Genomic DNA, 26,342 nt, shown 5'->3' with positions numbered 1-26,342 from the left:
GCCGGTCGATTGGCCGCCCGGCTGATCCGCGCGGTTGTCACCGCGGCGGCTCCGACGCGCTGGCGCGCCACCCCGCACAGGCTCTATGCCGGGACGGGGGAGGCGGCCGGCACCGACGAACGGCCGAACGTGGGAGTGAACGATGGCTGAGGCCCCGGCAGAGATCCTGTTGCTCCGGAAGATGCACCCGCTCGTGGAGAAAGCCTTCGACGGACGGTACGGGGTCCACCGGCTGGCGGAGGCCGCGGACCCGGAGGCTCTGCTCGCCGAGATCGGCCCGCGGATCCGCGCGCTCTGCGTCGGCGGCGCGGTGGACGGGGCGCTGATGGACCGGCTGCCGAACCTCGAGCTGATCGCGAATTTCGGCGTGGGCTACGATGCCGTCGACGCCGCCGGAGCGCGGCAGCGCGGCATCGTCGTCACCAACACGCCGGACGTGCTCACCGACGAGGTCGCCGACCTCGCCCTCGGCCTCGTCCTCGCCACCCTGCGGCGGATCCCGCAGGCCGACCGCTACCTGCGCGACGGCCACTGGCCCAAGGCGCCGTTCCCGCTCACGGCGTCCCTGCGCGGGCGGCGGGTCGGCATCCTCGGTCTCGGCCGGATCGGGCGGGCGATCGCCCACCGGCTGGAGAGCTTCGGCGTCGAGATCGACTATCACGGCCGCAGCCGGCAGGCGGACGTGCCCTACACGTATCACGACACGCTGCTCGGCCTCGCCCGCGCGGTTCACATCCTGATCGTGGTGGCGCCCGGCGGCGCCGACACGCGCAACCTCGTGAACGCGGCCGTGCTGGAGGCGCTCGGTCCCGAGGGCATCCTGATCAACGTCGCCCGCGGCACCCTCGTCGACGAGGCGGCGCTGACCGCGGCGCTGCGGGCCGGTACGATCCTCGGCGCCGGCCTCGACGTGTTCGAGAACGAGCCGCACGTGCCCGCGGATCTCGCCGCCCTCGACAACACGGTGCTGCTGCCGCATGTCGGGTCGGCCTCCGAGCACACCCGCGCGGCGATGGCCCAGCTCGTCGTCGACAACGTCGTCTCGTGGTTCGAGGGGCGGGGTCCGCTGACGCCCGTGGCCGAGACCCCCTGGAGACCCACCGCGTGAGACAGGCTCAGGCCGCCCTGCTGACCGCGTCGGCACTGATCGCGACCGCCGCGATCGTCCGGCCGGCCGCCGCCCAGGACGTGCCCGACGCGACCGACCTGGCCGCGCCCCCGCCCCCGGCCGCGGAGACGCTCGCGGCGCCTCCGGCTCCCACCGCGCCGCCGAGCCTGCCCGAGAAGCTCGGACAGGTGCCGGGCACCTGGGACCTGTCCCGCGACGGCACCAACCGCCGCTGCGTCATGACCCTGGTGCTCGACAGCGGCGAGGCGGGGCAGCGGCTGCGCTTCCCGGCCGGTTGCCGGCGGGCCCTGCCGGTCCTGAAGGGGGTCGCCGGCTGGCTCTTCGTCGACGGCGCCCTCCGCCTCGTCGACCGCAACGTCCGCCCCGTCCTCGAATTCGCCAGGCGGCCGGACCAGCGCAGCCTCGTCGCCCAGGCCGAGGGCGGCGAGCGCTACAGTCTCGTTCCCCTCGACATCGTCGCGATGCGGCCGGCCGACGCGGCGGCCGCGCCCGAGATCGCGCCGGCGGATCCGGCAAACCCGGACCCCTCCCCGCTCCGAACGGCGGCCCGGGTCCCGGCCGAGCTGCAGCCGGCGGCGACCGCCTCGGCGGGGCCGGCGCCGGGCCTCTACGCCCTCGACCGCTTCCAGCAGCGCGACACCTGCCGGATCAACCTCGATGGGAGCGGCGGCGGCGTCCACATCGTTCCCGGCTGCCACGACAGTGGCCTGGAGGTGTTCGACCCGGTGCGCTGGCGCTACACGAACGGCCGGATGACGCTGACCGCCAAGCGCGGCCACAGCATCGACCTCGTGCCGAGCGGCGACGGTCGCTGGCGGCGCGATCCCGAGGTCGGCACCACCTTCGTCCTGCGCCGCGTCGATTGACCGCCCGCGCGGCCCGATGTCGGTCGGGTCAGCGAGACGAGCCGCGCCCGTCCTGGACCGGGAGCATCCGCTCCAGCAGCCCGTCGCGCCGGATGACCAGGTGCCACGCCGTGCCGGCGATATGCAGCAGGACCAGGGCGTAGACGAGCCACTGGCCGAAGACGTGGATCGACTCGAAGACCTTCTGGGTCGCGTCGTCCTTCGGCAGTCCCGGAATCGTGAACAGCCAGAAATACGGCGTGTCGCGTCCCGACAGCGCGCTCAGCAGGTAGCCGCTGATCGGCATGATCAGGAAGATCGCGTACAGCAGGTAGTGGTTGACGCGCCCGATCAGCGTCAGGAGCCGGGGCGCCTGCGGGTCCGGCGGCGCGGGCCGGACCATCCGCCAGACGATCCGCAGGACCACGATCGCCAGGATCGTCAGGCCGACCGACTTGTGCAGCACGAACATGCTGCCCTTGGCGGGGGTCGGCGGCAGGCTGATCGCGACCCAGGCGAGCGGCAGCACCGCCAGGACCAGGGCGGCGTTCAGCCAGTGCAGCGCCTGCGACACCGGGTGGTAGCGCGGCAGTCCGGACGCCGTGACGTAGGTGGCGGGCAGCGCGGTCGGCGCCTTGCCGGCCGTGAGCGGAGAGCCTGACATGATCCCTCGCGGATGAGCGTGGTCCCGCATCGATCTAGGGCCCGCCTCAGGTCGGGGGAGTCTCCCGTCAGGCTGATGGGCCGGAGGCGGCCGTCCGCGACACGTCGAGCAGGGCGGATAGTTCCGCGGCCGCGGCGCGCAGCCGGACCGACACGGTCTCGTCGACGATGCGTCCGTCCACGAGGTCGTCGGAGCCGGCATAGACCGAGGTCGGCGCGACATGGGCCGCGAAGAAGCCGAACAGCGGCCGGAGCCCGTGCTCGACCACCAGGGCGTGGCGCAGGCCCCCGCCCGTCGCGGTCAGCGCCACCGGCATGCCGATCATCCGGGCCGGGTCGACGAAGTCGAAGACGTGCTTGAACATCCCGGCATAGCCGCCCTGGTAGACGGGCGTCCCGACGATCAGGGCGTCCGCCGCCTCGATCGCCTCGATGAGGCGCGCGGCCGGCGCCGACAGGTCGTCCCGCTGCGTCGCGCCGAGGCCCGGACCGGCATCGATCAGGTCGTAGACGGCGAGGTCGATCCCGCGCAGGCGCCCGAGCTCGGCGCCGAGGGCCTCGACCAGGATGCGGGTGCGCGAGGGCCGCTTGGCGCTACCCGAGAAGGCGACGACGCGGGCACGGCTGGGCTTCACACTCGACTCGACACTCACCACGAAACCTTCCGCCGCAGCACGCCCCGATCCGGGCCTTCCAACACTCTGGCGCATGCGCGGCACGCGACACGAGTCGATTCGACGGTAACGCATTCCCGCGCCGGATAAAGCCTCGGCGCGGCCGCGCGGGTGGCGGTCCGGCGGGACGGTCTCGACGGAACCGTCATCCCCGGAGCCGCCAGACATGGCTGCGCTTGATCTCGGAATCCTCCAGCGTGCGCGAGACCGGCACCGCGTAGGTCGCGAGGCAGTCGAGGCGGTCCCGTGGCAGGTAGGTGCGGCCCGGGTCGCCGATCAGCACGGTGACGCCCCGCGCCTGCAGGCCGACGAGCCAGGCGGTCACGGCCTCGGCCAGGTCGCGCTCGTAGAACACGTCGGCCGCCAGGACGAGATCGGCCTGGGGATCCGTGGCGAGGAGATCGTCGGAGGTTGCGGCGACGCGGTCGCCGACGCCGTTGGCCGCGGCGTTCAGCCCGATCGCCGCGACGGCGAAGGGGTCGAGGTCGCTGGCGACGACGTGGCGCGCCCCGGCGCGGGCCGCCGCGATCGCCACCAGGCCGGACCCCGAGGCAAAATCCACCACGCGCGCCCCGTCCGCGACGTCCGGGTTGTCGAGGACGTAGCGGGCGAGCGCCTGGCCGCCCGCCCAGGCGAATGCCCAGAACGGTGGCGGCAGCCCGATCGCCTGCAATTCCTCCTCGGTCCGCTGCCAGAGATCCGTCGCCTCATCGGCGACGTGCAGGCGGATCTCGGGCGCGTGGGGGACGGGCAGCAGGCGGGTGTTGCTGCGGATGAAGCCGGCGGGATCGTCCGGTGCGCGCACGGTCAGGCCTCCAGCAGGTCGCGCCACACGGCGCGGACCCGGTCGGTCACCGCGTCCTCGGTGAAGCCACCGGTCTCGATCCGGGCCCGCGCGGCCGCGCCCAGGCCGGCGACGAGACCGGCATCGCCGCTCAGGCGCGCCAGGGCGGCGGCCAGGGCCGGCGCGTCGTCGGGGGGGACCAGCAGGCCCTCGACACCGTCGCGCACGAGGCTGCGGCAGCCCGGGACGTCGGACGCGACCAGCGCCCGGCCGCAGGCGGCGGCCTCCAGCAGCGTCCGCGGCAGGCCCTCGCCGCCGCGGGACGGCAGGCAGGCGACGTGGTGGCCGGCCCAGACCGCCGCCACGTCGGTCGTCGGCCCGTGCCAGACGATGCCGTCGCGGCTCCAGGCGCGCAGGGTGGCGGCGTCGATCGCCCGCCGGTTCGACGGGTCCGGCGCGCCGTACAGCGCCAGCTCCACCGGCGCGCCCTCGGCCCGGGCGAGGCGGACCGCCTCGACGGCGACGTCGATCCCCTTCGACCAGAGCATCCGGGCGACGAGTGCCACCCGCAGCGGCGGCATCGGCGGCAGCGTATGCGGGACGAAGATCGTCGGATCGACGCCGGCGCCGCCCACGACGGTCACCGACCGGTCGAGCGGGTCCAGGCCCAGGGCCAGGGCGTCGTCGGGGTTCTCGAACAGGAAGCGCGTGCGGGACGAGGCCAGCGGTCCCCGGATCAGCGCGCGCAGGGCGAGGCGCGCCGCCCGCCCGAGCCGGTCGCTGCGGGCGCCGACGAGGCCGAGGCCGGTCAGGGCGAAGACGCGGGCCGGGATGCCCGCCATGGCGGCGGCCGTGCCGCCGACCAGGATGCCGCGCAGGGCGATGCAGTGGACGACGTCGGCCTTCAGCGCCTTCAGGATCGCCGCGAGCTGCCCGGCCGCGTAGCCCGCGGCCATGGGGTTGAGGCTCGCTCGCTCGGCCTCCAGGGGGACGACCTGCGCCCCGGTCGCCTCGATGGCGGCCCGGTGCGCGCGGACCCGCGTCACCACCGCGACCGAGAGACCCATGCCGATGGCGGCGCGGGCCATCGGCAGGAAATGGGAGGCGAAGAACCAGTCCTCGGTCACCACGAAGACCAGGCGGCGCATCGGAACGGGCAGATTCCCGGGGGCGGCATCGGCGTGCATCCCCCCCTCTAGCACGGCGCCGCGGCCCGTCCTGCGGCGGATGTGCAGGCCCGGAACGGCGATCGCGTGCCGCCGGTTGTCCAAGGCCTTCTCGCCGGGCGAGGCAGCCGGGCGGCGTCGATGGGAGGGGCAGGTCATGGCGTGTGTCGAGACGGCGGAGAGCGGCGGAGACCTCCGCGCCGCGGCCGAGGAGGCCGGACTCGTCTACGTCGACGACGGCCGGCCCGGGCTGACCCGCCGCCGCAGCGGCACCGGCTTCCGCTACCTCGACGCGAAGGGCGCGCCGGTGCGCGACAAGGCGGTGCTGGCCCGCATCCGCAGCCTCGCGATCCCGCCGGCCTACACGGATGTCTGGATCTGTCCCCGCCGCAACGGCCACATCCAGGCGACGGGCCGCGACGCCAAGGGGCGCAAGCAGTACCGCTACCACCCGGACTTCCGGCAGGCGCGGGAGGCCAACAAGTTCTCGCGAATCATGGCCTTCGCGGACGCGCTGCCCGGGATCCGCCGACGCGTCGACGCCGACATGAAGCGGCCGGGCCTCTCCCGCGACAAGGTGCTGGCCACCGTGGTCCACCTGCTCGAGACCACGCTGATCCGCGTCGGCAACGACGACTACGCGCGGACCAACAAGAGCTACGGCCTCACGACCCTGCGCGACCCCCACGTCCGGATCGAGGGGGCGGCCCTGTCGTTCCGCTTCAAGGGCAAGAGCGGCAAGACCTGGGACGTGTCGCTGAAGGACCGGCGGGTCGCCCGGATCGTCAAGGCCTGCCAGGATCTGCCGGGGCAGGAGCTGTTCCAGTATCTGGATCCGGACGGCACCCAGCGCGACGTCACCTCCTCGGACGTGAACGCGTACCTGCGCGAGATCACCGGCGAGGACTTCACCGCGAAGGATTTCCGCACCTGGGCCGGCACCGTGCTGGCGGCGCTGGCGCTGCGGGAGTTCGAGACCTTCGACAGCGAGGCGGGGGCCAAGCGCAACATCCGCGCGGCCATCGAGAACGTCGCGGGCCGCCTCGGCAACACGCCGACGATCTGCCGCAAGTGCTACATCCACCCGCAGATCCTCGACTGCTATCTGGAGGGCGGTCTGCTCCTGCAGGTGAAGGACGCGGTCGAATCGGAACTCAGCGAGGACCTCTCCAGCCTCCGGCCCGAGGAGGCGGCGGTGCTGGGACTGCTGCAGGCGCGCCTCTCAGCCGCGGAGGACGCCGTCAAGGCCAAGGGACGGGTCAAGCCGGCGGGCGCGCGCGGGCGGGGGGCGAAGGCACCCGAGCGGTCCAAGAGCGGGACGGCAGCGGCCAAGCGCGCGTCCGGAGCCCGGAAGGCGGCCGCGGCCGCCTAGGGGGGCGGTCTCCACGAGACCGCCCGATCCCCCTCTCAGTGCCGGGATTGGTTGTCGTTGCCCGAGGAGCGGCTGTCGGTGCCGCGCCGGACCTGGTCGCCGGAGTCGACCACGGGGGCCAGGCCCAGCTGGCGGGCCAGCGAGACCAGGTCCTTCAGCCGGCCGGTCTGGGTCTTGCGCCGCAGGTTGAGCCGGTGGGTCTCCACCGTGCGCACGCTGAGCGCCAGCCGCCGCGCCACCTCCTTGTTGCTGAACCCGGAGCTGAGGAAGCGCAGGACCTCCGCCTCGCGGGGCGTCAGCCCGAGGCTCTCGCCCGCCTCCGGCGGCATCGCCACCGGCTGCTCCGACGGGACCAGGACGTCGGAGCCCTCCGCGAGGGCGAGCAGTGCCGCGCCGAGCTCGCGCGGCGACTTGGAGCGCGCCACGAAGGCGTCGGCGCCCGCGGCCAGCAGGGCGCGGAGGTCGTCCGCCGTGAGGGCGCCGAAGGCGACCAGCGTGCGGAGCGCCGGCTGACGCTCCTTCAGGGCGACGATGCGGGCGATCCCGTCGGCCAGCCGGATCTCGTCGAGGAAGACCAGGGCGACGCTGCTGCCGGCGTCGGCGCGGTCGAGATCGGCCTCGCCGATGGTGTGGAATTCGGGCATGTGCTCGAGGGTGGCGCGAACCGTCGCGCTCAGGTCCTCCGGCTCATCCAGGATCAGGACGCCAACGGCCGTACTCATGACCTCGCACCTCTCTCTCCCGGCTTGATACAGGCGGCCGGGATCGAAGGCGAAGTTCCAAGATCCGTTCCAGCAACAGCTCGCGAATATTAAGCTTTATATGGGCAGAATCGCTGTCCGAAAACGGATACTCGGCGGATCAATGCGCCGATCTGGGACGACCGTGGGACACCGCCGGACCGACTGTGCCGATCTGGTACGGGCGGTCCGTGTCAGCCCGCGACGGCGTGGACGCCCGCGCCCTGATCCGGGACCACCCGGTTCCGGCCGCCGCCCTTGGCCGCGTAGAGCGCGACGTCCGCCCGCTTGACCAGGGCCTCGACGCTGTCGCCGTCACGCCACGTGCTGACGCCGAAGCTGCAGCTCAGCGCGATCGGACCCTTGGCCCCCGGGATCCGCAGGGCCTGGACGTCGCCGCGCAGGCGCTCGGCATGCGCCACGGCCTCCCCGAGGTCGCGCCCCGGGAGGATGACGGCGAATTCCTCGCCGCCGAGGCGTCCGGCGATCCCGGAGCCGGAGATCAAGTCGGCCACGGCCTTGATCGCCACGTCGCCGACATCGTGCCCGTGCTCGTCGTTGATGCGCTTGAAGTGATCGATGTCGAGGAGGATGGCCGAGACGGCGTCCGGCCGCGGGTCCTGCGCCACGGCGGCGCGCGCGCGGTTGAAGAAGGCGCGCCGGTTGTAGGAGCCGGTCAGCGGATCCGTCTCGGCGAGGCGGATCAGTTCCTCCTGCATGGTGGTCAGGCGCTCGGCCGCGCGCAGGCGCGCGTTCAGCTCCTCGGCGCTCGGCGGCTTCTCGATGAAGTCGTCCGCGCCGCTGTCGAGGGCCTCGGCGAGGCTGCGGACGTTGCGCGCCGACGACATGGTGATGACGTGCAGCGGCCCGCGGGATTCCGCGAGCAGCCGTGCCGACCAGCAGAGTTCGAGTCCGCAGAGCGGCCGCACCTCCAGGCTGGTGATGAGGACACGGACCGCCGGCGTCGCCGCCAGGAATTCCAGCGCCCGCTCCGAATCCGTGAAGGGGTGCACGGCGTGGCCGCGCGGCTCGATCAGGGACGCGATGATCTGCAGCACAACGCGGCTCGAGTCGACGATGACGATCTGCATGGCGTGACCCGCAACTGATATCCGCCGTGTAAGCTGGAAGGCTTAACCTCCCCCCAACGGAGCTGAACCCCGGCATGAGCCTGGCCATTACCACTCCGGATCGGCGCTACATCGTTGTCCGGGGCCGTCTGTGGCGCCGCGCCAATCCCGATCTGTCGGACGCCTGCCGCGCGGCGCTGGTGAAGCGCCTCATGGCGGCGCGGCGGGGTGTGAAGGAGGCCAAGCGGGCCGAGCGGGCAGGCGCGGCGGCCGCGGCGGGCGCGCTGGCTTCCGCCAGGGCCGAGGTCGACGCGGCCAAGATCGCGCTTGGCGAGCGCGGGCCGGTCTGGTGGACGGACGGTGCCCCGGACCTCAACCGGCACCTCGTCCGCAACACGCCCTACGCGGCGTGGTTCGCGGCGCTCAGCGCCGGGGAACCTGAACCGCGATGACCCGGGCGCCCGCGACCGGGGCGGCGCCGGCGGCGCGCTCGCCGCGGCGGCCGCGGGGGACGGCGTCGATCACCGTCAGGGTCGGCTGGGCCGCCGGAGCGGCCGGGATGCCGGTCACCGTCGGGACGCCGTAGGTGCCGTAGCTCCAGGGACTGGGCACGATCTGGGTCGGGCGCGGCACCCGCGTCAGCGGGGCGCCGATATAGGTCCCGCGCACGAACTCGCCGGCGAAACTCGGATCGGCGGCGTAGCCGGGCGCGTAGGCCACCGGTGCATAGGGATCGGGGCTCCGGACAGTCTGCGCCGAGGCGGGCGTCGCGGCCGCTACGGCGAGCACCGTCAGGATCATCCGGTTCGCCATGGGGCCGGCTCCGATGGTTGTCGGCGCGCGGTCCGCGCCGGATGCAGGGCCAACAGACCGGATCATCGGCCGTTCCGCGTCTCCAGTCGCGCAGAGTGCGTAAGGCCCCGTCATCCCCGGCCGATGGCCCCCAGAGGTGGGCCCGGTCAGCGGCAGGTGGTGATCCGCCGGACCACCCAGCCCTCGCCCTCGATCCACAGGCGACGGCGGGCCCGACTGCAGGTGACGTCGTCGTCCCGCTCCGCCGAGACGGGATGAACCTGCGGATTGGCCTCGGCGACCTTGGTCTCGGCCGGGCCGTTGGCGGCCTGGGCCGCGAGCGGCCCGGCGAGCATGACGGTGCCGGCTGCGGCGGCAGCGATCGTACGGAGTCTCATGGGGAAATGCGCCCTGCGGCCGTGCTTGGAGGTTCGGTCCAGGAATGCGCGGGCCGACGGTTCGGTTGCATCGCGGTTGCACCGACGGCGCGGCCGGTGCGCTCGCTCACATCGCCGGTGACGGTACCCGGCCAGCGCCGGGTCATGTCGTCGGGGCATGCCGCCCGGCGACGGCGCTTAGACTTCGCGGCTTTCACGGGTAAGGAAGAACAAAACCGGACGCGCCGGTGCCCAGCCGTCCTGCGTGGCCGCCCATCGCGGGCCGCGCGGCACGGTCCACGAAGCAGGGTTCATGAGCAAGCCGAAGCCTCCGACCAACGCGCTCCTGACGCCGGAGAAGCGCACCGACGACGTGGATCAGACGATCCGCCCTCTGAGCCTGTCGGAGTTCATCGGTCAGCGTGCGGCACGTGCGAACATGCAGGTGTTCATCGAGGCTGCGAAGAAGACCGGTCAGGCGCTCGACCACGTGCTGTTCGTCGGTCCGCCGGGGCTGGGCAAGACGACGCTGGCCCAGATCGTGGCGCGCGAGCTGGGCGTGAACTTCCGCTCGACCTCCGGGCCGGTGATCGCCAAGGCCGGCGACCTGGCCGCGCAGCTCACCAACCTGGAGGAGCGCGACGTCCTGTTCATCGACGAGATCCACCGGCTCAACCCGGCGGTCGAGGAGATCCTCTACCCGGCCATGGAAGACTACCAGCTCGACCTGATCATCGGCGAGGGCCCGGCGGCGCGCTCGGTCAAGATCGAGCTGCCGAAGTTCACCCTGGTCGGCGCCACGACGCGGGCGGGGCTGCTGACGACGCCGCTGCGCGACCGGTTCGGGATCCCGATCCGGCTGGAGTTCTACGAGATCGACGAGCTGGAGCAGATCGTGGCGCGCGGCGCGCGGGTCCTGGGCTTGGGCATGTCGGCGGAGGGCGCCAACGAGATCGCCCGGCGGGCCCGGGGCACGCCGCGGATCGCGGGGCGGCTGTTGCGGCGGGTGCGGGATTTCGCGGTCGTGGCGGAGGCCGAGACGGTGACGCGGGCGATCGCCGACCGGGCGCTGCAGCTCCTGGACGTGGACGGGGCGGGTCTGGACGTGATGGACCGCAAGTACCTGAGCCTGATCGCGCGCGCGTTCGGGGGCGGCCCGGTGGGGATCGAGACCATCGGCGCGGCCTTGTCGGAGCCGCGCGACGCCATCGAGGACATCATCGAGCCCTACCTGATCCAGCGCGGCTTCGTGCAGCGCACGCCCCGCGGCCGCGTCCTCACACGACACGCGTACCGGCACATGCAGATCCCGGAACCGACGCGCGAGACCCCCGGGCAGTTCGGCTTCTTCGGCGACGAGGAGCCGTGAGGCGGCCCCGACCGCTCTATGCACTGAGTTCGGACCAGCGTTTCCCGCGGCACATGCGCTCCGCGCGCCCCGATCCGCGCCCCTGCCGTCCCGATCGTGCCCCGCGGCATCGGCAAGTCGCTGCGACGCAATCCGTTTTCCCGACGGTTGCCGGACAATATTGCCAAGCTTAGGTCGGGTCATCACGGATCTGTGTACTGTAAAAATGTGCCGGATCGCGTGGAACAGGCCCGAAACGCGACAGTTGTGGAGGCGACCGCGCCGGGTCCGCTCGGCGCCGGCAAGGCTGTCTCGATCGGGGTCCTGCCTCTGCGATCGCGGCAGATCTTCGCGATCTCAAGAACAACGTCAGGGATAAACTTCCGCCATGAAGAAGCTCACGCTCGCCGTTCTCGGCCTGTCCGTCGCCGCGATCTCGGCGCCCGCCTTCGCGCAGGACGCCCTGCCGATCCGCGTGCTGCCCTTCGCCAACCAGGACGGCGTCGGCGCCGCCGCGACCGAGACGCCCGCCTTCCGGGCCGAGGCGCTCCGTTCGGACGCCGCCAGCATCGAGGCGAGCCGCATCGCCCTTCAGCGGTCGCGCAACCCGCAGGTCCGCAACTACGCCAACCGCGTCCTCGTCGAGCGCAAGGCGACCACGGACGCGCTGCTGCCGCCGAACACCTCCCTGACCCGCAACGGCTCGGTGGTCTCCGACAACCAGGGCATCCGCACCGACCTGAGCAACCCGGTGGGCCTCGTGCTCGCGCCGGTGACGGTGGCCGCCAACATCGGCACCGGGATCGTCGGCGGCGCCCTCGGCGCGGTCGGCATCGTCGACAACAGCCCGGCCGAGCCGGGCCGTCGCGTCGCCCTCGGCGAGCGCGGCCAGGCGCGGCTGGCGCAGCTCCAGGCGGCCCCGAACGGCCGGGCCTTCGACCGGACCTACATCGATCAGCAGGCCCGCTCGGACGCCCGCACCCTGGCGCTCTACGACGCCTACGCCAAGCAGGGCGACAACGCCCAGGGTCGCAAGTTCGCCACCGAGGCCCTGCCGTACATTGCCGACGAGCACGCCCACTCGGCAACCATCGCGGCCCGCATCGGCGGCTGAACCGCGCGCACCGCGTGATCCCGCGAGGGCCGCCCCAGGGCGGCCCTCGTCGTGTTGCGCCCCTGCGCCGCCCGTCGCTAAAGGGGCGCATGAGCGCGATCGAGCCCGGCACCGACGGACCTTCGGAGGATGGCCCCCCACCGCACCGGCTGGGCGTGCGCGTCTACTACGAGGACACCGACTTCTCGGGCTTCGTCTACCACGCCAGCTACCTGCGCTTCCTCGAGCGCGGCCGCACGGAGCTGCTGCGGGCGCTCGCCGGCGACCAGTCGGACCTGCACCGCGACGCGCGCGGCCTCGTCTTCGTGGTGCGGCGGATGAGTCTCGATTTCCTCCGCCCGGCCAGGATGGACGACCTGCTGACCGTCGTCACCCGCACGCGCGCCCTGCGCGGGGCCTCGATGCAGCTCGCCCAGGAGGTGCGGCGGGCCGACGCGGTGCTGGTCGCCGCGGAGGTCACCGTCGCCTGCGTGCGCGACGGCCGCGCCGTTCGCCTGCCCGACGCGCTGCGGCGGCAGCTCGCACCGGGCGACGCCGCCTAGGCACCGGCCGGAGGTCAGCCGGCCCGCGACGGGTCGGCCTCGCAGAGGACCCGGGCGAAGGCGTTGACGATCGTCAGGGCGTCGTACTCGACCGAGACCAGCTGGTAGCCCATCCCGACCATCTCCCGGGCCCGCGCCGGCGACGGCGCGAAGGCGCAGGGAATCTTGCCCGCCGCCCGCGTCTTGCGCGCGATCTCGCCGAGGGCCGCCGTCACCGCCGATCCCAGGGGGTCGATGACCGCCCCCTTCGACAGGGCGATCGACAGGTCGGCGGGCCCGACCAGCACCCCGTCGATGCCCGGCACGGCGAGGATCGCCTCCAGGTCGGCGATCCCCGCCTCGGTCTCGCACATGGCGATCGTGAGCGCCCGGTCGTTGGCGCCCGCGAGGTAGTCCGCGCCGTTCCGGAGCCCCGAGAGCCACATGGCCCGGTCCGGGCCCCAGCTCCGCTGGCCGACCGGCGGGAACTTCGCGGCGGCGGCCAGGGCCTCGGCATCCGCGACGGTGTTGATCATCGGCGCCACGATTCCGGCGGCGCCCGCGTCGAGCATCCGCGAGACCATGGCGAAGTCGCCCACCGGCACGCGCACGAGGCTCGATTTGCCCGCGAGGGCGACCTCGGTGATCGCCGCACAGGACGATTTGTAGTCGTAGGTGCCGTGCTGCTGGTCCAGCAGGACGGCGTCGAATCCCGCGCGCGCCAGGAAGCCGGCCAGCATCGGGTCGGCGATCATGGACCAGCCCAGGAACCGGGCCGGGCCGGTGGGCAGCAGATCGGGCAGGCTGGGAACGGGGAGGGTCATGCGCGTCCTGCGTATCTCAGGGCTGTCGACTCGGCGCCGCTTGCCGCGACCATACGGGAGGCGCTTTCGGCAGGTCCAGCCCGCACGGCCCGGCCTTCGCCGCCGCGTGCCTCAGGATCGCCCGGATCGAAACCGATCCTTAACCCTGCCGCGCCCTTAACGGAGGCGATGCCACGGTGGGGCGCGGGGGTCGTCGACGGCCCTTACTTTCGACAGATTCGCGGGCGACAGCCTTGATATCGCTCACGGATCCGGCGGACGCGGGCCTCGCCCGGCGCATCGCGATCCGGAGCAGGAGACCTCGACGGATGAACCCAGCCGACGCGATGCAGGCCGCGCCTGTCGCCGACATGACGCTGCTCGGCCTGTTCCTTCAGGCCCACTTCGTCGTGAAGATCGTGATGATCGGGCTGCTCAGCGCCTCGATCTGGTGCTGGTCGATCATCGTCGACAAGACGCTGCTGTTCCGCCGGACCAAGGCCGAGATGGACGCGTTCGAGGACGCGTTCTGGTCCGGCCGCTCGCTGGAGGAGCTGTTCCGCTCGTTCAACGACCGGCCGGCCACGGGCCTCGCCGCCGTGTTCGTCGCCGCCATGCGGGAGTGGAAGCGCAGCTTCGAGGGCTCCGGCCGGCAGATCCAGTCGCTGTCGCAGCGCATCGAGAAGCAGCTCGACGTCACCATCCACCGCGAGGTCGAGCGGCTCGAATCGCGCCTGCTGTTCCTCGCCTCGATCGGCTCGGCCGGCCCGTATATCGGCCTGTTTGGCACGGTCTGGGGCATCATGACCGCCTTCACGTCGATCGCCGCCTCGAAGAACACCTCGCTCGCGGTCGTCGCCCCCGGCATCGCCGAGGCGCTGTTCGCCACCGCCATCGGCCTGTTCGCCGCGATCCCGGCGGTGCTCGCCTACAACAAGCTCCAGGCCGAGGTCTCTAAGGCGCAGTCGCGGCTGGAGAGTTTCGCCGACGAGTTCTCCGCCATCCTCTCCCGCCAGATCGACGAGCGGCTGCCGCTCGCCGCCTGAACCGGCTGATCCAGAGGAGACCGATCCATGGGCATGGCAGCGGGCGCATCGCAGGGCGGCAAGCGCCGCCGGCGCCGGGGCCGCCGCGGCGGCCCCATCAACGAGATCAACATGACGCCGTTCATCGACGTCGTGCTCGTGCTCCTGATCATCTTCATGGTCGCGGCGCCGATGATGACCGTGGGCGTGCCCCTCGACCTGCCGCAGTCCAAGGCCGCGCCGCTCAATTCGGACGTGAAGCCGATCACCCTGTCGATCCGCCAGACCGGCCAGGTCTTCCTCGGCGAGGACGAGCTCACCGACGACACGATCGTGCCGAAGCTCATGGAGACCGCCAAGACCGGGACCGAGGAGCGCGTCTTCGTGCGCGGCGACAAGCGGGTCGATTACGGCCGGGTGGCGCAGGTGATGGCGATCGTGACCGGCGGCGGCTTCAAGAAAGTCGCCCTCGTCACCGAGCCTGAGCATCAGTAGGGCCGTCCCGTGGAGTTCCGCTTCGACCGCAAGGAACCGGGTGTCTGGATCTCCGCCGGCACCCACGTCGCGCTCCTCGCGCTGGCGCTGGTCAGTGTCGCGGCCCCGGCCCTGCCGGAGGCCCAGGAGGGCGTGCCCGTCGAGGTGATCACCGAGAACCAGTTCTCCGAGATCACCAAGGGCGAGCGTCAGGCCGACAAGCCGATGCCGAACGCCACGTCGCGGGCCGACCGCAAGGCGGAGAAGTTCGAGGATCGCGAGCCCGAGAATGCCAAGCAGGACGCGCCCACCGCGCCGACCCGCACGGCCGAGATGAAGCTCGCCAACGCGGACGAGATGCCGCTGCGCGGCGAGCCCGACCCGCAGGAGGCGGCCCAGGCCGCCAAGGCGGCGGAGAAGGCGGCGCAGGAGAAGCGCGACGCCGAGAAGGCCGCCGCCAAGGCGGCCGAGAAGGCAGCAGAGAAGGCGGCCGAGAAGGCCGCGGCGGAGAAGGCTGCCGCCGCCAAGGCCGAGGCGAAGGCCAAGGCCGAGGCCGTCGCGAAGGCCGAGGCCGAGAAGCGCGAGCAGCTCGAGAAGCTGATCGAGAAGCAGGAAGCCGAGGCCGCGGCGGCCGCCCAGAAGGCCGCCGCCGCGAAGAAGGCCGAAGCCGCCAAGGAGGCGGCCAAGGAGGCGGCCAAGAAGGCCGCCGACGCGAAGGCCAAGGCCGAGGCGGAAGCCGAGCGCCAGAAGGAGATCGCGGAGGCCAAGGCCGAAGCCGAGCGCGAGAAGGCGGAGGCCGCCGCCAAGGCGAAGGCGGAGGCCGCCAAGGCCGAGGCGGCCGCCAAAGCCGAGGCCGCCGCCAAGGCGAAGGCGAAGGCCATGGCGGACGCGAAGGCCAAGGCCGACGCCGAGGCCAAGGCACGCAAGCAGGCCGAGCTCGCCGACAAGTTCAACGCGGGCGACATCCGCTCGATGCTCGCCTCGAAGGCGCCGTCGCAGTCGACCGGCGCCACCGGCCACGCGGTGCAGAAGGTGGCGGCGCTCGGCGCCGCGACCGGCAACGCGCAGCGCCTGTCGCCGTCGCTGCGCGACGCCCTGGTCGGGCTGCTCCAGCAGCAGATCGAGCGCTGCTACTCGGCGCCGCCCGGCGCGGCCCAGGGCGTGGTCCTGCCGGTGCTCGACATCCGCCTGAACCCCAACGGCTCGCTCAGCACCGAGCCGCGGATCATGCGCGGCGGGGCGAGCGCGGTGGACCAGTCGATCGCGCAGGCCGCGCTCCGGGCGGTCCGCCGCTGCGCGCCGTACAACATCCCGGCCACCTACGCGCCGTACTACAACGACTGGAAGGCCATCAACGCGGAGTTCGAGTTCACGGCGACTTGAGGGCGTCCAGCCCTTCTTCCGCCCTGATCCGGCCGCCTCGTCAGATCGTCACTCGGATCCGACCCACCATGCTGCACCTGCCCTCCGTCGGGCGACTCCCGACGTCCTTCGCCGCGCGCCTGATCGCGGTCTTCACCCTGCTGACGGCCGTCCTGGCCGGGCCCGCCCAGGCGCAGCTGCAGCTGCGCATCGGCGGCGGCAACTTCCAGCCGATGCCCATCGCCATCGCGGATTTCGGCGGCGATCCGAGCCTCGCCGGCCTCGTCTCCGGCGTGGTCACCAACGACCTGCGCCGCTCCGGCTACTTCACGCCGCTCGATCACGCCCGCTTCCCCGAGCAGCCGAACTTCGACGCCGCCCCGAACTTCGAGAAGTGGCGCGCCACCGGCGTCCAGGGCCTCGTCACCGGCCGCGTCGTCCGCGAGGGCGGCCGGGTCAAGGTCGAGTTCCGGCTCTGGGACGTGACCAACGGCCAGCAGATGACCGGCCAGCAATACGGCACCGACGCCGCCAACGTCCGGCGCACCGGCCACCTGATCTCCGACGGGGTCTACACCAAGATCACCGGCCTCGGGCCCTGGTTCGACAGCCGCATCGCCTTCGTGGACGAGACCGGCCCGAAGGAGAACCGCCGCAAGCGCCTGATGGTCATGGACCAGGACGGCGCCAATGTCCGGGCGATCACCACCGGCGAGATGTCGATCGTGGCGCCGCGCTACTCGCCGGCCACCCAGGACATCGCCTTCATGGCCCAGGCCACCGGCCACCAGCCGCGGGTGCAGATGATCAACCTGGAGACCGGCTCCCGCCAGGCGCTCGGCAACGTCGATTCGATGAGCGCGAGCCCGCGCTTCTCGCCGGACGGCCGGAAGATCGTGATGAGCGTCCAGCAGGGCGGCAACGCCGACATCGTGACGATGGACCTCGCCTCGAAGGCCCAGCGCTCGATCACCAACGGCATGGCGATCGACACCTCGCCGACCTACTCGCCGGACGGATCGCAGATCGCCTTCGAGTCCGACCGCGGCGGCTCCCAGCAGGTCTACGTGATGGGGGCGGACGGCTCGAACCCGCACCGGATCACCTTCGGTCCCGGCTCGGCCTCGCAGCCGGCCTTCTCGCCCCGCGGCGACCTGATCGCCTACACGCGCCAGCGCAACGGCGGCTTCGCCATCTGCGTCTCGAAGCCCGACGGCTCGGGCGAGCGCGTGCTCACCGAGGGCTTCCACAACGAGGGCCCGACCTTCGCGCCGAACGGCCAGTACGTGCTGTTCTTCCGCGATCCGGGCGGCCAGGGCGGCGGCAAGCTGTTCATGGTCGACATCACCGGCAAGGTGGAGCAGCCGGTCCCGACGCCCGCCTACGCGTCCGACCCGACCTGGTCGCCGCTGCTGTCGGGCCGCTGAGCCCGTCGCGGAGCCCGGCTCGCGGGGCGGGCTCCGGGACCGTTCCCGGTCGTGGTGCAACGGTTCTGAAGGACGGCGCGCCCCTCACCCTGTCCCTCGCCCGCACGGGAGAGGCGACGCGCGCTCCGTGCGGCGCCGGCTCGCGGCGCTACGATCGCCACCGCGATCATCCGAGACGCGCCGCCTCCGAAACCGCGCGCTATCCCTGCACCATCAGCCGGTCGCGGGCCCGCAACGCCGGGAAGAGCTTGCCCCAGAGCAGCGCGACCCCGACCGTCGCGGCGCCGCCGACCACCACCGCCGGGACCGCGCCGATCGCGGCGGCCAGCAGCCCCGATTCGAACTCGCCGAGCTCGTTCGAGGCGCCGATGAACACCGTGTTCACCGCCGAGACGCGGCCGCGCATCGCGTCCGGCGTCTCGCCCTGCACGAAGGTCTGGCGCACGTAGACCGAGATCATGTCGGCGGCGCCCGTGACGAACAGGCAGGCCATCGACAGCGGCAGCGACGTCGACAGCCCGAACGCGACCGTGGCGGCCCCGAACACCGCGGCGGCGCGGAGCATGCGCACGCCCGCGTGGCGCCGCAGGGGGTAGTTCGCCAGCAGCACCGCCATGGCGACCGCCCCGAAGGCCGGCATGCTCCGCAGCGCGCCCAGGCCCAGGGGCCCGACATGCAGCACCTCCGCCGCGTAGATCGGCAGGAGCGCCGTGGCGCCGCCGAGCAGCACCGTGAACAGGTCGAGGCTGATCGCCCCGAGCACCACCGGCTGCGAGCGAATGTAGTCGATGCCGGCCGACAGCGCCGCCCAGGTGATCGGCGGCCGCTCGCTCACCGCCGCCGGCCGGAAGCGGATCAGCAGGGTCAGGACGCTGGCCAGGGCGAAGCTGCCCCCTGCCAGGCCGAACACGACCCCGGGACCGAGGGCGTAGAGGAAGCCGCCGAGCGCCGGCCCCATCACGGACGCGCTCTGCCAGAGGGACGCGTTCCACGCGATCGCCGAGCTGAACTGCGGTCCGGGCACCAGGGTCGGCAGCAGCGCCTGCAGGGCCGGATTGGCGAAAGCCCGGGCCGTGCCCACGACGATGACGAGGGCGTAGATCGGCCAGACGGAGTGCACGCCCGTGAGGGCGCAGGCGAGGAGCCCGAGGCTCGCCGCGCTCTGCAGGGCGAAGGCGGCGCCACCGACGAGGCGCCGGTCGTAGGCGTCCGCGACGTGGCCGGTGATCAGCGCGCACAGAACCGCCGGCAGGAAGCCCGCGAGGCCCACGAGGCCCAGCGCCAGGGCGGAATGGGTCAGGTCGTAGACGAACCAGCCGATCGCCACGGCCTGCATCTGGTAGGCGAGGCCCGTGAGGAACCGCGCCGAGCCGAACAGGCGGAAGTCGCCGATGCCGAAGACGGCCCAGCCGGAACGATCGTGCGCGGACATGCCCCCTGCTGCGCGGGACCGGCCGAAGAATCAAGCGCTACGGCGAGGTTCGCCGGTCGGATGTCGGGGGTTCCGGCCGGATCGGCTGCAGCGTCAGGATGGGCTTGCGCGGCGGTGGTGGCGGGAGCGGCGCTTTGGGTTCGGGCGGGGCGCGCCGGGCCTCGCCCGCGTGGTCGGTCGGGAACGTGCAGGTGACGCGGGTGCCGCTGCCCGGCGCCGTCTCCAGCAGGACGCGGCCGCCGTGCAACTCGACGAAGGAGCGCACGATCGACAGGCCGAGGCCGACGCCCCGGTGCCGGGTTCCGAGCGTGTGGCTCTCGAAGCGGTTGAACACCGAATCGGCGATCTCGGGCGGCATGCCCCGTCCGTGGTCCCGCACGCTCAGGAGCAGCTCCTGCGCGGTCCGGCGGGCCTGGACCTCCACGCGCTGGCCGGCATCCGAGAAGCCGACGGCGTTCGAGAGCAGGTTGAACAGGATCTGGCGCACCCGCTTCCCGTCGGCGTGGACGCTGCCGATATCCTCCGGCACGTCGAGGGCGAGGGTGATGTGCGATTCCGCGAGCCGGTCCTCGATGCCGCGCACCGCGGCCTCGACGGTGGCCTGGACGTCGACCTCCTCCCGCTGCAGCTCGAGTGAGCCGGCGTCGATCGAGGCGAGGTCGAGGATGTCGTTGATGATGACGAGCAGCGCCGCCGAGGAGCGCATGATGTGGTCGGCGTACTCGCGCTGCCGCTCGTTGAGCGCGCCGACAGTCTCGTCGCCGAGAAGCTGGGTGAAGCCGATGATGTTGGTGAGCGGGGAGCGCAGCTCGTAGGAGACGTGGTGCACGAAGGTGTCGCGCAGCTGCGCGGCCTTCTCCAGGGCGTCGTTCTTCTCGGTGAGCGCCCGCTCGACGTTCACGCTCGCCGTCACGTCGATCAGGGTCAGGAGCGTCGCGCCTTCCGGGAGCGGCTGTGCGGCGCAGTCGAGGACCGTGCCGTCCACCACCTCCAGGCGGCACGTCCGGGCGGTGCGAGCTTCGAGGCCGACCACCGCGTCGCGGATGTCGAGCCACGGCTCCTCGGCGGGGGCGAGCGCGCGGCAGGCGGCGATCACCGCGTCGACGTGCGGGCGCTCCTCGACCATCTCGGGGTCGAGCCGCCACACGGTGAAGAAGGCGCGGTTGGCGAGGGACAGGCGCCCGTCCGCGCCGAACACGGCCACCGGCTCGGCCAGCGTGTCCAGGGTCTCCGCCTGCAGGCGGCGCAGGGCGTTGTAGCGCGATTCGGCGTTCAGGCGGTCGGAGACGTCGTCGAACAGGTAGGTCAGGCCGCCCTGCGGGTTCGGATCCGCGACCACGCGCAGGGTCCGGCCGTCGGGCAGGTACCACCAGGTCTGGTTCGCCTCCGCGGCCCGGTAGGCGGACAGAACGCCCTGCTTCCAGCCGCGGAAATCCGCGTGCTCCTCGAGCTTCCGCTCCGCCCGCAGGTGGTCGAGGATCTCCCCGTCGGAGGGCCGGCTGTCGAGGAAGGCCTGGTCGAGGTCCCAGAGCTGCCGATAGGCGGCGTTGTGGAAGATCAGACGCTGCGAGACGTCGAACATCGCGACCGCGGTCGGAAGCTGGTCCAGGGTCCGGACGTTGGCGTTCATCTGCCGCTGCAGGTCGGCGCGCACGCTCTCGAGTTCCGAGACGTCGATGGCGATGCCGACGCGGCCGGTCTCGAGCCCGGTCTCGAACACGTCGAGCATCCGCCGGTTGCCGGCCACGATGGCCGAGAGGCGCGGGACGCTCCGGGTCAGGCCGGCGAACCGGGCCGCCTCCTCGCGGGCGATCGTCTCCCGGGCCGGGCGGTCGAACAGCTCCAGGCCGGCGTCGAGGGCGGCCTCGCGGCTCTCCGCCTCGACCGCCGCCACGTAGGCCGCGTTGACCCAGCTCAGCCCGCCGTCGCGGTTGCGCCGCCAGACCGGCTGCGGGATCGCGTCGAGGAGTCCCGACAGGGCCGAGAGCCCGCGGCGGGTCTCGTCCAGGGCCGCGCGCAGGTCGGCGATCTCGCAGCGCTCCTGGCTGGTCTCGCGCAGGCGCAGGAGCGCCCGCCCCGCCACGGCCTGCCCGTGGGCCTCGATGCTCCGGCCGGTCTGGCTCCGCAGGCTCAGCGCGAAGCCGGTGCCGCGCGCCCGCAGGGTCTCCACGGCGGTCTCCACGGCGGTCGCGTCCGCGGGGACGAGCCACGTGCCGAAAGCCAGCACGCGGCGGGCGTAGCCGGAGGTCGGCCGCTCGCCGTGGATGGCGAGGCTGATGTCGCCCTCGACCACCGGCTCGCTGCGCTGATCCCAGGTGACGATGATCTGCCGCTCGGCGTTGAGCAGCATCTCGGCCCGGTCGTGGGCGCCGCGCAGGACGTCGAGAGTCGCGGCGAGCTCGCGCTCGCGGCGGGTCCACCGGCCGCGCTCGTAGAGATGGAGGAGCGACAGGATCACCGCGAAGGCCACGAGCCCGCCGAAGATCGCCAGGGCGGCCACGCTGTGAATCTCCCGCGCGGGATGCGCGGCGGCGGCCTCCGGCAGCTCGGCGAAGGCCGCGCTCGCCGTCGTCAGGGCGAGCGCGCCCACGCCGATCCGAACGTGTGTCGCACGACCGACACCCATGGTTTGCCCCGCCCCCGTACCCGATGGCTGTCCGACCGGCGCGCGTCGCCGCGCGGCGCAGAAGGCACCGTTCCCGCGGCGCTCGTCCCGAACTGCCGCAGCCCCATCGATCTAAGATTCGCCCGCACTCTACAGTGCGGCGGAATCGCCCCGGAAGGGGAACGAAGCGTGGCTTTGGGCGAAGTCGGCATAATCAGCCGTTAACGACACACAGAAGACACAGTTCGATTCGGCCGTCGGCGCTTGACAAACGAGAAAGCCCGGCGCAGCGCGCCGGGCTCTCAGATCGTCCGATCGGACCTCTTCGCCGGATCGCGGCGGCGCGGTGCTGACCCCGGGAACGGGGCCGTTCGCGCCGTCGCCGATGCGGGCTCAGTAGCGGTAGTGCTCGGGCTTGAACGGGCCGCTCTCGGAGACGCCGATATAGGCGGCCTGATCGGGGCGGAGCTTCGAGAGCTTCACGCCGATCTTCTCCAGGTGCAGGGCCGCGACCTTCTCGTCGAGCGTCTTCGGCAGGGTGTAGACCTGCTTCTGGTACTTGCCCGGGTTGGACCACAGCTCGATCTGGGCCAGCGTCTGGTTGGTGAACGAGGCCGACATCACGAAGGACGGGTGACCGGTCGCGTTGCCGAGGTTCACCAGGCGGCCCTCCGACAGGAGGATGATCCGGTGGCCGTCCGCGAAGGTGATCTCGTCCACCTGCGGCTTGATGTTCGACCACTTGAGGTTCTTCAGGCCGGCGACCTGAATCTCGTTGTCGAAGTGGCCGATGTTGCAGACGATCGCCCGGTCCTTCATCGCCCGCATGTGGTCGATGGTGATGATGTCCTTGTTGCCCGTGGCGGTGACGAAGATGTCGGCGCGCGGCGCGGCATCCTCCATGGTCACGACCTCGTAGCCCTCCATGGCGGCCTGGAGCGCGCAGATCGGGTCGATCTCCGACACGAGCACGCGGCAGCCGGCGTTGCGCAGGGACGCGGCCGAGCCCTTGCCCACGTCGCCGAAGCCCGCGACCATCGCGACCTTGCCGGCCATCATCACGTCGGTGCCGCGGCGGATGCCGTCGACCAGCGACTCCTTGCAGCCGTACAGGTTGTCGAACTTCGACTTGGTGACCGAGTCGTTCACGTTGATCGCCGGGAAGAGCAGCTTGCCCTCCTTGGCCAGCACGTAGAGGCGGTGGACGCCCGTGGTCGTCTCCTCGGAGACGCCCTTGATGCTGTCCGCGAGGCCCGCGAACCAGCCCTTCGGCTTCTCGGCGAGCTTGCGCTTGAGGAGCGCGAAGAAGACCTCCTCCTCCTCGCTCGCCGGCTTGTCGAGGAACGCGGTGTCGCCGTTCTCGGCGCGCAGGCCGAGATGGACGAACATGGTCGCGTCGCCGCCGTCGTCGAGGATCATGTTCGGCATGCCGCCGTCGTGCCAGTCGAACAGGCGCGAGGTGTAGTCCCAGTACTCCTCCAGGGTCTCGCCCTTCACGGCGAAGACCGGGATGCCGGCGGCCGCGATGGCGGCGGCGGCGTGGTCCTGGGTCGAGTAGATGTTGCAGGAGACCCAGCGGATGTCGGCGCCGAGCGCCTTCAGGGTCTCGATCAGCACGGCGGTCTGGATCGTCATGTGCAGCGAGCCGGCGATCTTCGCGCCCTTCAGGGGCTGCGCGGCGCCGTACTCCTCGCGGACCGCCATCAGGCCCGGCATCTCCGTCTCGGCGATCGAGATCTCCTTCCGGCCGTAATCGGCCAGCCCGATATCCTTGACGATGTAATCCTTGGCCATGAGTCGATGGCTCCGTGTTCGCGTTGCGGGTCGGGGCAACCCCTACCACCGCGCGGCCTACGAAGCAATCAAGACATAAAGATGTCTTTATGCGTTCTGTTCGGCGGGGCGGCCGCGCGAACGCCCGCCCCGCTCCGGATCAGGTCCCGTCCACCGCTCAGCGGGCCGGCCGCGCCAGCCACCCGAGGCCGAACGCGACGGCGGCCACCACGGCGAGGGTCGTGCCGCGGTTCTCGTCCGCGCGGGCCGCGAGGGTGCGCCCGTGGCGCACGGCGCGGTCGCGGTAGTGCTGGCCGCGCTCGAGCGCCTCGTCCGCCAGGGCGTGCCCGCGCTCGCTGACGTGGCGGAACCGGGTGCGGCCCTCCTCGATGAGGTGCTCGCCGCCGTGGCGCAGGTCGCGGACCGTGTCCCGGGCCTCGCCGTAGGCGTACTGGGCGGCGCCGGCGGCCTGATCGTAGGCGCCGTCGAGCTGGTCGGCGGCCCGGCCGCGGACCGCGCCCGCAGCCGTCTTGATCCGGCCGCGCAGATGGCGGACGCCGCCCTCGAGATGATCCCTGTTCATGCTGTCTCTCCAATCCGGCGCGCAGCCCGGGGGCGCGACGCCTGCGTCGGGGCGGAACGATGGCGGAAGGCTCCGGTTCCCGGCGGCGCGGCAGAGCGGCCTCAAGTTTTCGTGCGTCGGCGCGTCCGTGCCGGAAACAGGTCCGGACCGGAGCGACGTCACCGGCCGCGGCGTCGCCAATCGCCGGGCGCTGATCGAGGCATATCGCGGCTGAGCCGGCGCTCCGATCTCTCGGCACCACTCGGCCTGTTCTCGACCGCGCCGCGGCGGTGACTTGCCGGGCGGCGGGAATGTCTGCGGCGGAGGTCTAGATCTCGATCTCAGTCCCGACCTCGACGACCTGCCGGGTCGGCACGCCGAAGAAGGCGCCGGTGCGCTCGGCGTTGCGCTGCATGAAGGCGAACAGGTTCTCCCGCCAGGGCGCCATGCCCCGCTTGTCCCGTCGCGGAATGATCGTCTCGTGCCCGACGAAGACGGTCATGTCGTCGAGGACGTGCGGCGGCAGGTGGCGCGATTCGACCGCGCAGGCCAGCCCCTCGGGGATCGAGGCCTCCTCCATGAAGCCGTAGCGCAGGATCACCCTGTAGAAATCCGGCGCCAGGATCGTCACGTGGGCGCGCCGGTCCCGCGGGACGGTGGGCGTCTCCTCGTAGAGCGCCGTGATGATCAGGATGCGCTCCATCAGGGCGTGGTTGCGCTCCACGAAGCGCGAGAGATGCAGCGGGATGCCGTGCTCGGCCGCCGAGAGGAACGCCGCCGTGCCCGGCAGCCGCAGCAGGTCGCGGTGCTGGAGACCGCCGAGGAAGACGTCCTCCGGCAGGCGCAGCGCGGCCCTCGCCTCCTCGACCAGCTCGTTCCCCTTCTTCCAGGTCAGCATCATCGCGGCGACGAGACCGGCGAGCACCAGCGGAAACCACCCGCCTTCCAGGATCTTCACGCTGTTGGCGGCGAAGAACACGAGGTCGATGCCGAGGAAGAAGCCGTTGACCGCGAAGACCAGGAGCGGGTTGTAGCGCCAGCGGAGCGCGATCAGCGCGGCGAGCAGCGTCGTGATGCCCATCAGCATCGAGACCGCGATGCCGTAGGCGCCGGCGAGCGCGTCGGAGGAGCCGAACACCACCACGGCCGTCAGCGTCGCCGCGGCGAGCAGCCAGTTCACCGCCGGCACGTAGATCTGCCCGCGCTCGTCGTGCGCCGTCTGGACGATGCGCATGGCCGGCAGGAAGCCGAGCTGGACCGATTGCTGTGTCAGGGAGAAAACGCCCGAGATGATCGCCTGCGAGGCGATGATGGTCGCCATCGTGGCGAGCGCGACGAGGGGCAGATGGCCCCAGTCGGGGCTGAGGCGGAAGAACGGGTTCTCCAGGGCGTCGGGCGCGGCGATCAGCAGGGCGCCCTGGCCGAAATAGTTGAGCACCAGCGCGGGCAGGACCAGCACGAACCAGGCGACGCGGATCGGCAGGGCACCGAAATGGCCGAGATCGGCGTACATCGCCTCGCCCCCGGTCACCGCCAGGAACGCCGCGCCCAGCATCGCGAAGCTGACGTGCCAGCCGGCGTGGAGCATGAAATCGACGGCCCGGAACGGGTTGGCCGCCGCAAGGATCCCGGGCTCGGCGACGATGCCGGAGATCCCGAGGAGCCCCAGGACGGCGAACCAGACGAGCATGACGGGTCCGAAGACCCGGCCGATGGCGGCCACGCCCTTGTGCTGGACGAGGAACAGACCGACCAGGATCACCAGGGTGATCGGCACGACGTACGGGCCGAGTGACGGCGCGTCGACCTTCAGCCCCTCGATCGCCGACAGGACCGAGATCGCCGGCGTGATCGCGCCGTCGCCGTAGAGCAGGGCCGCGCCCACCAGCCCGACCACCAGGAGCAGCGCCTTCCACGTGCCCGGCCGGGCCTGACGGGCGCCGAGCAGCGCCAGCATGGCGACGATGCCGCCCTCGCCGCGGTTGTCGGCCCGCAGGATCAGCACCGCGTATTTCAGCGACACGATCAGGATCAGCGCCCACAGGATCAGCGACACCGCGCCCGTGGCGGCTGCCGGCACCGAGGCGCCGCCCGCGGTCGCCGCCTTCACCGCCTCCTTGAACGCGTAGAGCGGGCTCGTGCCGATGTCGCCGTACACGACGCCCAGCGCGCCGAAAACGAGGGCCGGCCGGAGCCTGTCGCGCGCCGTCTCCGCGTCGACCGCGCCCGTATCGGATCGGGGACTCGCCGCCGGCGCAAGGGTCTGACTCACCGCAGGGCTCCC

25 protein-coding genes are annotated in these 26,342 nt (G+C 72.1%); 11 read left to right on the top strand and 14 right to left on the bottom strand.

The genetic code is table 11. The annotated features are described in order from the left end of the window. Positions 1-142: 142 nt before the first annotated feature. Positions 143-1,108 carry a 2-hydroxyacid dehydrogenase gene (locus J3A75_RS07760; protein WP_024830972.1) on the top strand — a complete coding sequence of 322 codons (966 nt, stop codon included), beginning with the start codon at positions 143-145 and terminating at the stop codon, positions 1,106-1,108. Further along, positions 1,105-1,995, top strand: a complete 891-nt coding sequence (locus J3A75_RS07755) for an AprI/Inh family metalloprotease inhibitor (protein WP_209649922.1) — start codon at positions 1,105-1,107, stop codon at positions 1,993-1,995. Before J3A75_RS07760 ends, J3A75_RS07755 begins: the two co-directional genes overlap by 4 nt. A gap of 28 nt (positions 1,996-2,023) precedes the next feature. Here J3A75_RS07755 and J3A75_RS07750 read toward each other — a convergent pair whose 3' ends face one another. From J3A75_RS07750 to J3A75_RS07735, 4 genes are all read right to left on the bottom strand, one after another. Continuing rightward, positions 2,024-2,638, bottom strand: coding sequence for a cytochrome b (locus J3A75_RS07750; protein WP_024830974.1), 615 nt, complete (start codon positions 2,636-2,638; stop codon positions 2,024-2,026). A 67-nt stretch (positions 2,639-2,705) separates the two neighbouring features. After that, a complete protein-coding gene (locus J3A75_RS07745) occupies positions 2,706-3,272 on the bottom strand; it encodes an NAD(P)H-dependent oxidoreductase (protein ID WP_312892338.1) in 567 nt (188 codons plus the stop codon). 184 nt (positions 3,273-3,456) lie between these two features. After that, on the bottom strand, positions 3,457-4,116 hold the full coding sequence (locus J3A75_RS07740; RefSeq protein WP_012317763.1) for a class I SAM-dependent methyltransferase: 660 nt from the start codon (positions 4,114-4,116) through the stop codon (positions 3,457-3,459). A gap of 2 nt (positions 4,117-4,118) precedes the next feature. Next, positions 4,119-5,282, bottom strand: a complete 1,164-nt coding sequence (locus tag J3A75_RS07735; RefSeq protein WP_209649918.1) for a glycosyltransferase — start codon at positions 5,280-5,282, stop codon at positions 4,119-4,121. A 136-nt stretch (positions 5,283-5,418) separates the two neighbouring features. Here J3A75_RS07735 and J3A75_RS07730 point away from each other — a divergent pair, with 136 nt between their 5' ends. Then, positions 5,419-6,633 (top strand): DNA topoisomerase IB, encoded by a 1,215-nt coding sequence (locus J3A75_RS07730; protein ID WP_024830978.1) that lies wholly within the window; start codon positions 5,419-5,421, stop codon positions 6,631-6,633. Positions 6,634-6,668: 35 nt separating this feature from the next. Here the strand turns inward: J3A75_RS07730 and J3A75_RS07725 are convergent, their stop codons facing one another. Further along, positions 6,669-7,355, bottom strand: coding sequence for a LuxR C-terminal-related transcriptional regulator (locus J3A75_RS07725; protein WP_012317760.1), 687 nt, complete (start codon positions 7,353-7,355; stop codon positions 6,669-6,671). 212 nt (positions 7,356-7,567) lie between these two features. Then, positions 7,568-8,464: a GGDEF domain-containing protein gene (locus J3A75_RS07720; protein ID WP_053621951.1), complete on the bottom strand. Its 897-nt coding sequence runs from the start codon at positions 8,462-8,464 to the stop codon at positions 7,568-7,570. 74 nt (positions 8,465-8,538) lie between these two features. Between J3A75_RS07720 and J3A75_RS07715 the strand changes: the two genes are divergently transcribed. Beyond that, positions 8,539-8,895, top strand: a complete 357-nt coding sequence (locus tag J3A75_RS07715) for a hypothetical protein (RefSeq protein WP_012317758.1) — start codon at positions 8,539-8,541, stop codon at positions 8,893-8,895. Here the strand turns inward: J3A75_RS07715 and J3A75_RS07710 are convergent. Beyond that, on the bottom strand, positions 8,867-9,256 hold the full coding sequence (locus tag J3A75_RS07710) for a hypothetical protein (protein ID WP_012317757.1): 390 nt from the start codon (positions 9,254-9,256) through the stop codon (positions 8,867-8,869). The genes J3A75_RS07715 and J3A75_RS07710 overlap by 29 nt on opposite strands. Before the next feature lie 146 nt (positions 9,257-9,402). Beyond that, entirely contained in the window at positions 9,403-9,633 is a 231-nt protein-coding gene (locus J3A75_RS07705; protein ID WP_029360603.1) for a hypothetical protein, read from the bottom strand. 292 nt (positions 9,634-9,925) lie between these two features. On the opposite strand from J3A75_RS07705, the gene ruvB reads away from it, so the two are divergent. The 3 genes from ruvB to ybgC all read left to right on the top strand — a co-directional run bounded on the left by ruvB (position 9,926) and on the right by ybgC (position 12,616). Continuing rightward, positions 9,926-10,981, top strand: coding sequence for a Holliday junction branch migration DNA helicase RuvB (gene ruvB / locus J3A75_RS07700; RefSeq protein WP_012317755.1), 1,056 nt, complete (start codon positions 9,926-9,928; stop codon positions 10,979-10,981). A 367-nt stretch (positions 10,982-11,348) separates the two neighbouring features. Next, positions 11,349-12,074, top strand: a complete 726-nt coding sequence (locus J3A75_RS07695) for a DUF4142 domain-containing protein (protein WP_012317754.1) — start codon at positions 11,349-11,351, stop codon at positions 12,072-12,074. 89 nt (positions 12,075-12,163) lie between these two features. Then, on the top strand, positions 12,164-12,616 hold the full coding sequence (gene ybgC / locus J3A75_RS07690; RefSeq protein WP_209649917.1) for a tol-pal system-associated acyl-CoA thioesterase: 453 nt from the start codon (positions 12,164-12,166) through the stop codon (positions 12,614-12,616). Between the two features lie 14 nt (positions 12,617-12,630). Here ybgC and J3A75_RS07685 read toward each other — a convergent pair whose 3' ends face one another. Further along, entirely contained in the window at positions 12,631-13,419 is a 789-nt protein-coding gene (locus tag J3A75_RS07685; RefSeq protein WP_012317752.1) for an HpcH/HpaI aldolase family protein, read from the bottom strand. 308 nt (positions 13,420-13,727) lie between these two features. Here J3A75_RS07685 and tolQ point away from each other — a divergent pair, with 308 nt between their 5' ends. From tolQ to tolB, 4 genes are all read left to right on the top strand, one after another. After that, a complete protein-coding gene (gene tolQ, locus J3A75_RS07680) occupies positions 13,728-14,444 on the top strand; it encodes a protein TolQ (protein WP_012317751.1) in 717 nt (238 codons plus the stop codon). A gap of 27 nt (positions 14,445-14,471) precedes the next feature. Then, a complete protein-coding gene (locus J3A75_RS07675) occupies positions 14,472-14,918 on the top strand; it encodes an ExbD/TolR family protein (RefSeq protein ID WP_012317750.1) in 447 nt (148 codons plus the stop codon). Between the two features lie 9 nt (positions 14,919-14,927). Next, complete coding sequence (gene tolA, locus J3A75_RS07670) at positions 14,928-16,280, top strand: cell envelope integrity protein TolA (RefSeq protein WP_012317749.1); 1,353 nt, start codon at positions 14,928-14,930, stop codon at positions 16,278-16,280. A gap of 68 nt (positions 16,281-16,348) precedes the next feature. Next, positions 16,349-17,686 (top strand): Tol-Pal system beta propeller repeat protein TolB, encoded by a 1,338-nt coding sequence (gene tolB, locus J3A75_RS07665; RefSeq protein ID WP_012317748.1) that lies wholly within the window; start codon positions 16,349-16,351, stop codon positions 17,684-17,686. Positions 17,687-17,885: 199 nt separating this feature from the next. Here tolB and J3A75_RS07660 read toward each other — a convergent pair whose 3' ends face one another. The 5 genes from J3A75_RS07660 to J3A75_RS07640 form a co-directional block, all read right to left on the bottom strand. After that, complete coding sequence (locus tag J3A75_RS07660; RefSeq protein ID WP_012317747.1) at positions 17,886-19,118, bottom strand: MFS transporter; 1,233 nt, start codon at positions 19,116-19,118, stop codon at positions 17,886-17,888. A 37-nt stretch (positions 19,119-19,155) separates the two neighbouring features. Beyond that, positions 19,156-21,744 (bottom strand): sensor histidine kinase, encoded by a 2,589-nt coding sequence (locus J3A75_RS07655; protein ID WP_012317746.1) that lies wholly within the window; start codon positions 21,742-21,744, stop codon positions 19,156-19,158. A 372-nt stretch (positions 21,745-22,116) separates the two neighbouring features. Beyond that, entirely contained in the window at positions 22,117-23,517 is a 1,401-nt protein-coding gene (gene ahcY, locus J3A75_RS07650) for an adenosylhomocysteinase (protein WP_012317745.1), read from the bottom strand. 157 nt (positions 23,518-23,674) lie between these two features. Next, positions 23,675-24,079 (bottom strand): CsbD family protein, encoded by a 405-nt coding sequence (locus tag J3A75_RS07645; RefSeq protein ID WP_209649915.1) that lies wholly within the window; start codon positions 24,077-24,079, stop codon positions 23,675-23,677. A 307-nt stretch (positions 24,080-24,386) separates the two neighbouring features. Next, the gene (locus J3A75_RS07640; RefSeq protein WP_209649912.1) at positions 24,387-26,330 is read right to left on the bottom strand and encodes a potassium transporter Kup; all 1,944 of its coding nucleotides are present in this window, start codon (positions 26,328-26,330) and stop codon (positions 24,387-24,389) included. Positions 26,331-26,342: the final 12 nt, after the last annotated feature.

This window comes from Methylobacterium sp. PvP105 (assembly GCF_017876975.1).
Lineage (GTDB): Bacteria > Pseudomonadota > Alphaproteobacteria > Rhizobiales > Beijerinckiaceae > Methylobacterium > Methylobacterium radiotolerans.
The sequence above is the reverse complement of the archived record's forward strand: the minus strand, read 5'-3'. Positions and strand labels throughout refer to the sequence as shown.

Bases quoted from the DNA above. Each gene is read 5' to 3' on its own strand.
- J3A75_RS07645 (WP_209649915.1), bottom strand. From the start codon at position 24,079: ATGAACAGGGATCATCTCGAGGGCGGCGTCCGCCATCTGCGCGGCCGG.
- ybgC (WP_209649917.1), top strand. From the start codon at position 12,164: ATGAGCGCGATCGAGCCCGGCACCGACGGACCTTCGGAGGATGGCCCC.
- tolB (WP_012317748.1), top strand. From the start codon at position 16,349: ATGCTGCACCTGCCCTCCGTCGGGCGACTCCCGACGTCCTTCGCCGCG.
- J3A75_RS07655 (WP_012317746.1), bottom strand. From the start codon at position 21,744: ATGGGTGTCGGTCGTGCGACACACGTTCGGATCGGCGTGGGCGCGCTC.
- J3A75_RS07750 (WP_024830974.1), bottom strand. From the start codon at position 2,638: ATGTCAGGCTCTCCGCTCACGGCCGGCAAGGCGCCGACCGCGCTGCCC.
- ruvB (WP_012317755.1), top strand. From the start codon at position 9,926: ATGAGCAAGCCGAAGCCTCCGACCAACGCGCTCCTGACGCCGGAGAAG.
- J3A75_RS07730 (WP_024830978.1), top strand. From the start codon at position 5,419: ATGGCGTGTGTCGAGACGGCGGAGAGCGGCGGAGACCTCCGCGCCGCG.
- J3A75_RS07705 (WP_029360603.1), bottom strand. From the start codon at position 9,633: ATGAGACTCCGTACGATCGCTGCCGCCGCAGCCGGCACCGTCATGCTC.
- J3A75_RS07710 (WP_012317757.1), bottom strand. From the start codon at position 9,256: ATGGCGAACCGGATGATCCTGACGGTGCTCGCCGTAGCGGCCGCGACG.
- J3A75_RS07695 (WP_012317754.1), top strand. From the start codon at position 11,349: ATGAAGAAGCTCACGCTCGCCGTTCTCGGCCTGTCCGTCGCCGCGATC.
- J3A75_RS07720 (WP_053621951.1), bottom strand. From the start codon at position 8,464: ATGCAGATCGTCATCGTCGACTCGAGCCGCGTTGTGCTGCAGATCATC.
- J3A75_RS07735 (WP_209649918.1), bottom strand. From the start codon at position 5,282: ATGCACGCCGATGCCGCCCCCGGGAATCTGCCCGTTCCGATGCGCCGC.
- J3A75_RS07675 (WP_012317750.1), top strand. From the start codon at position 14,472: ATGGGCATGGCAGCGGGCGCATCGCAGGGCGGCAAGCGCCGCCGGCGC.
- J3A75_RS07725 (WP_012317760.1), bottom strand. From the start codon at position 7,355: ATGAGTACGGCCGTTGGCGTCCTGATCCTGGATGAGCCGGAGGACCTG.
- J3A75_RS07685 (WP_012317752.1), bottom strand. From the start codon at position 13,419: ATGACCCTCCCCGTTCCCAGCCTGCCCGATCTGCTGCCCACCGGCCCG.
- J3A75_RS07660 (WP_012317747.1), bottom strand. From the start codon at position 19,118: ATGTCCGCGCACGATCGTTCCGGCTGGGCCGTCTTCGGCATCGGCGAC.
- J3A75_RS07715 (WP_012317758.1), top strand. From the start codon at position 8,539: ATGAGCCTGGCCATTACCACTCCGGATCGGCGCTACATCGTTGTCCGG.
- ahcY (WP_012317745.1), bottom strand. From the start codon at position 23,517: ATGGCCAAGGATTACATCGTCAAGGATATCGGGCTGGCCGATTACGGC.
- J3A75_RS07760 (WP_024830972.1), top strand. From the start codon at position 143: ATGGCTGAGGCCCCGGCAGAGATCCTGTTGCTCCGGAAGATGCACCCG.
- tolQ (WP_012317751.1), top strand. From the start codon at position 13,728: ATGAACCCAGCCGACGCGATGCAGGCCGCGCCTGTCGCCGACATGACG.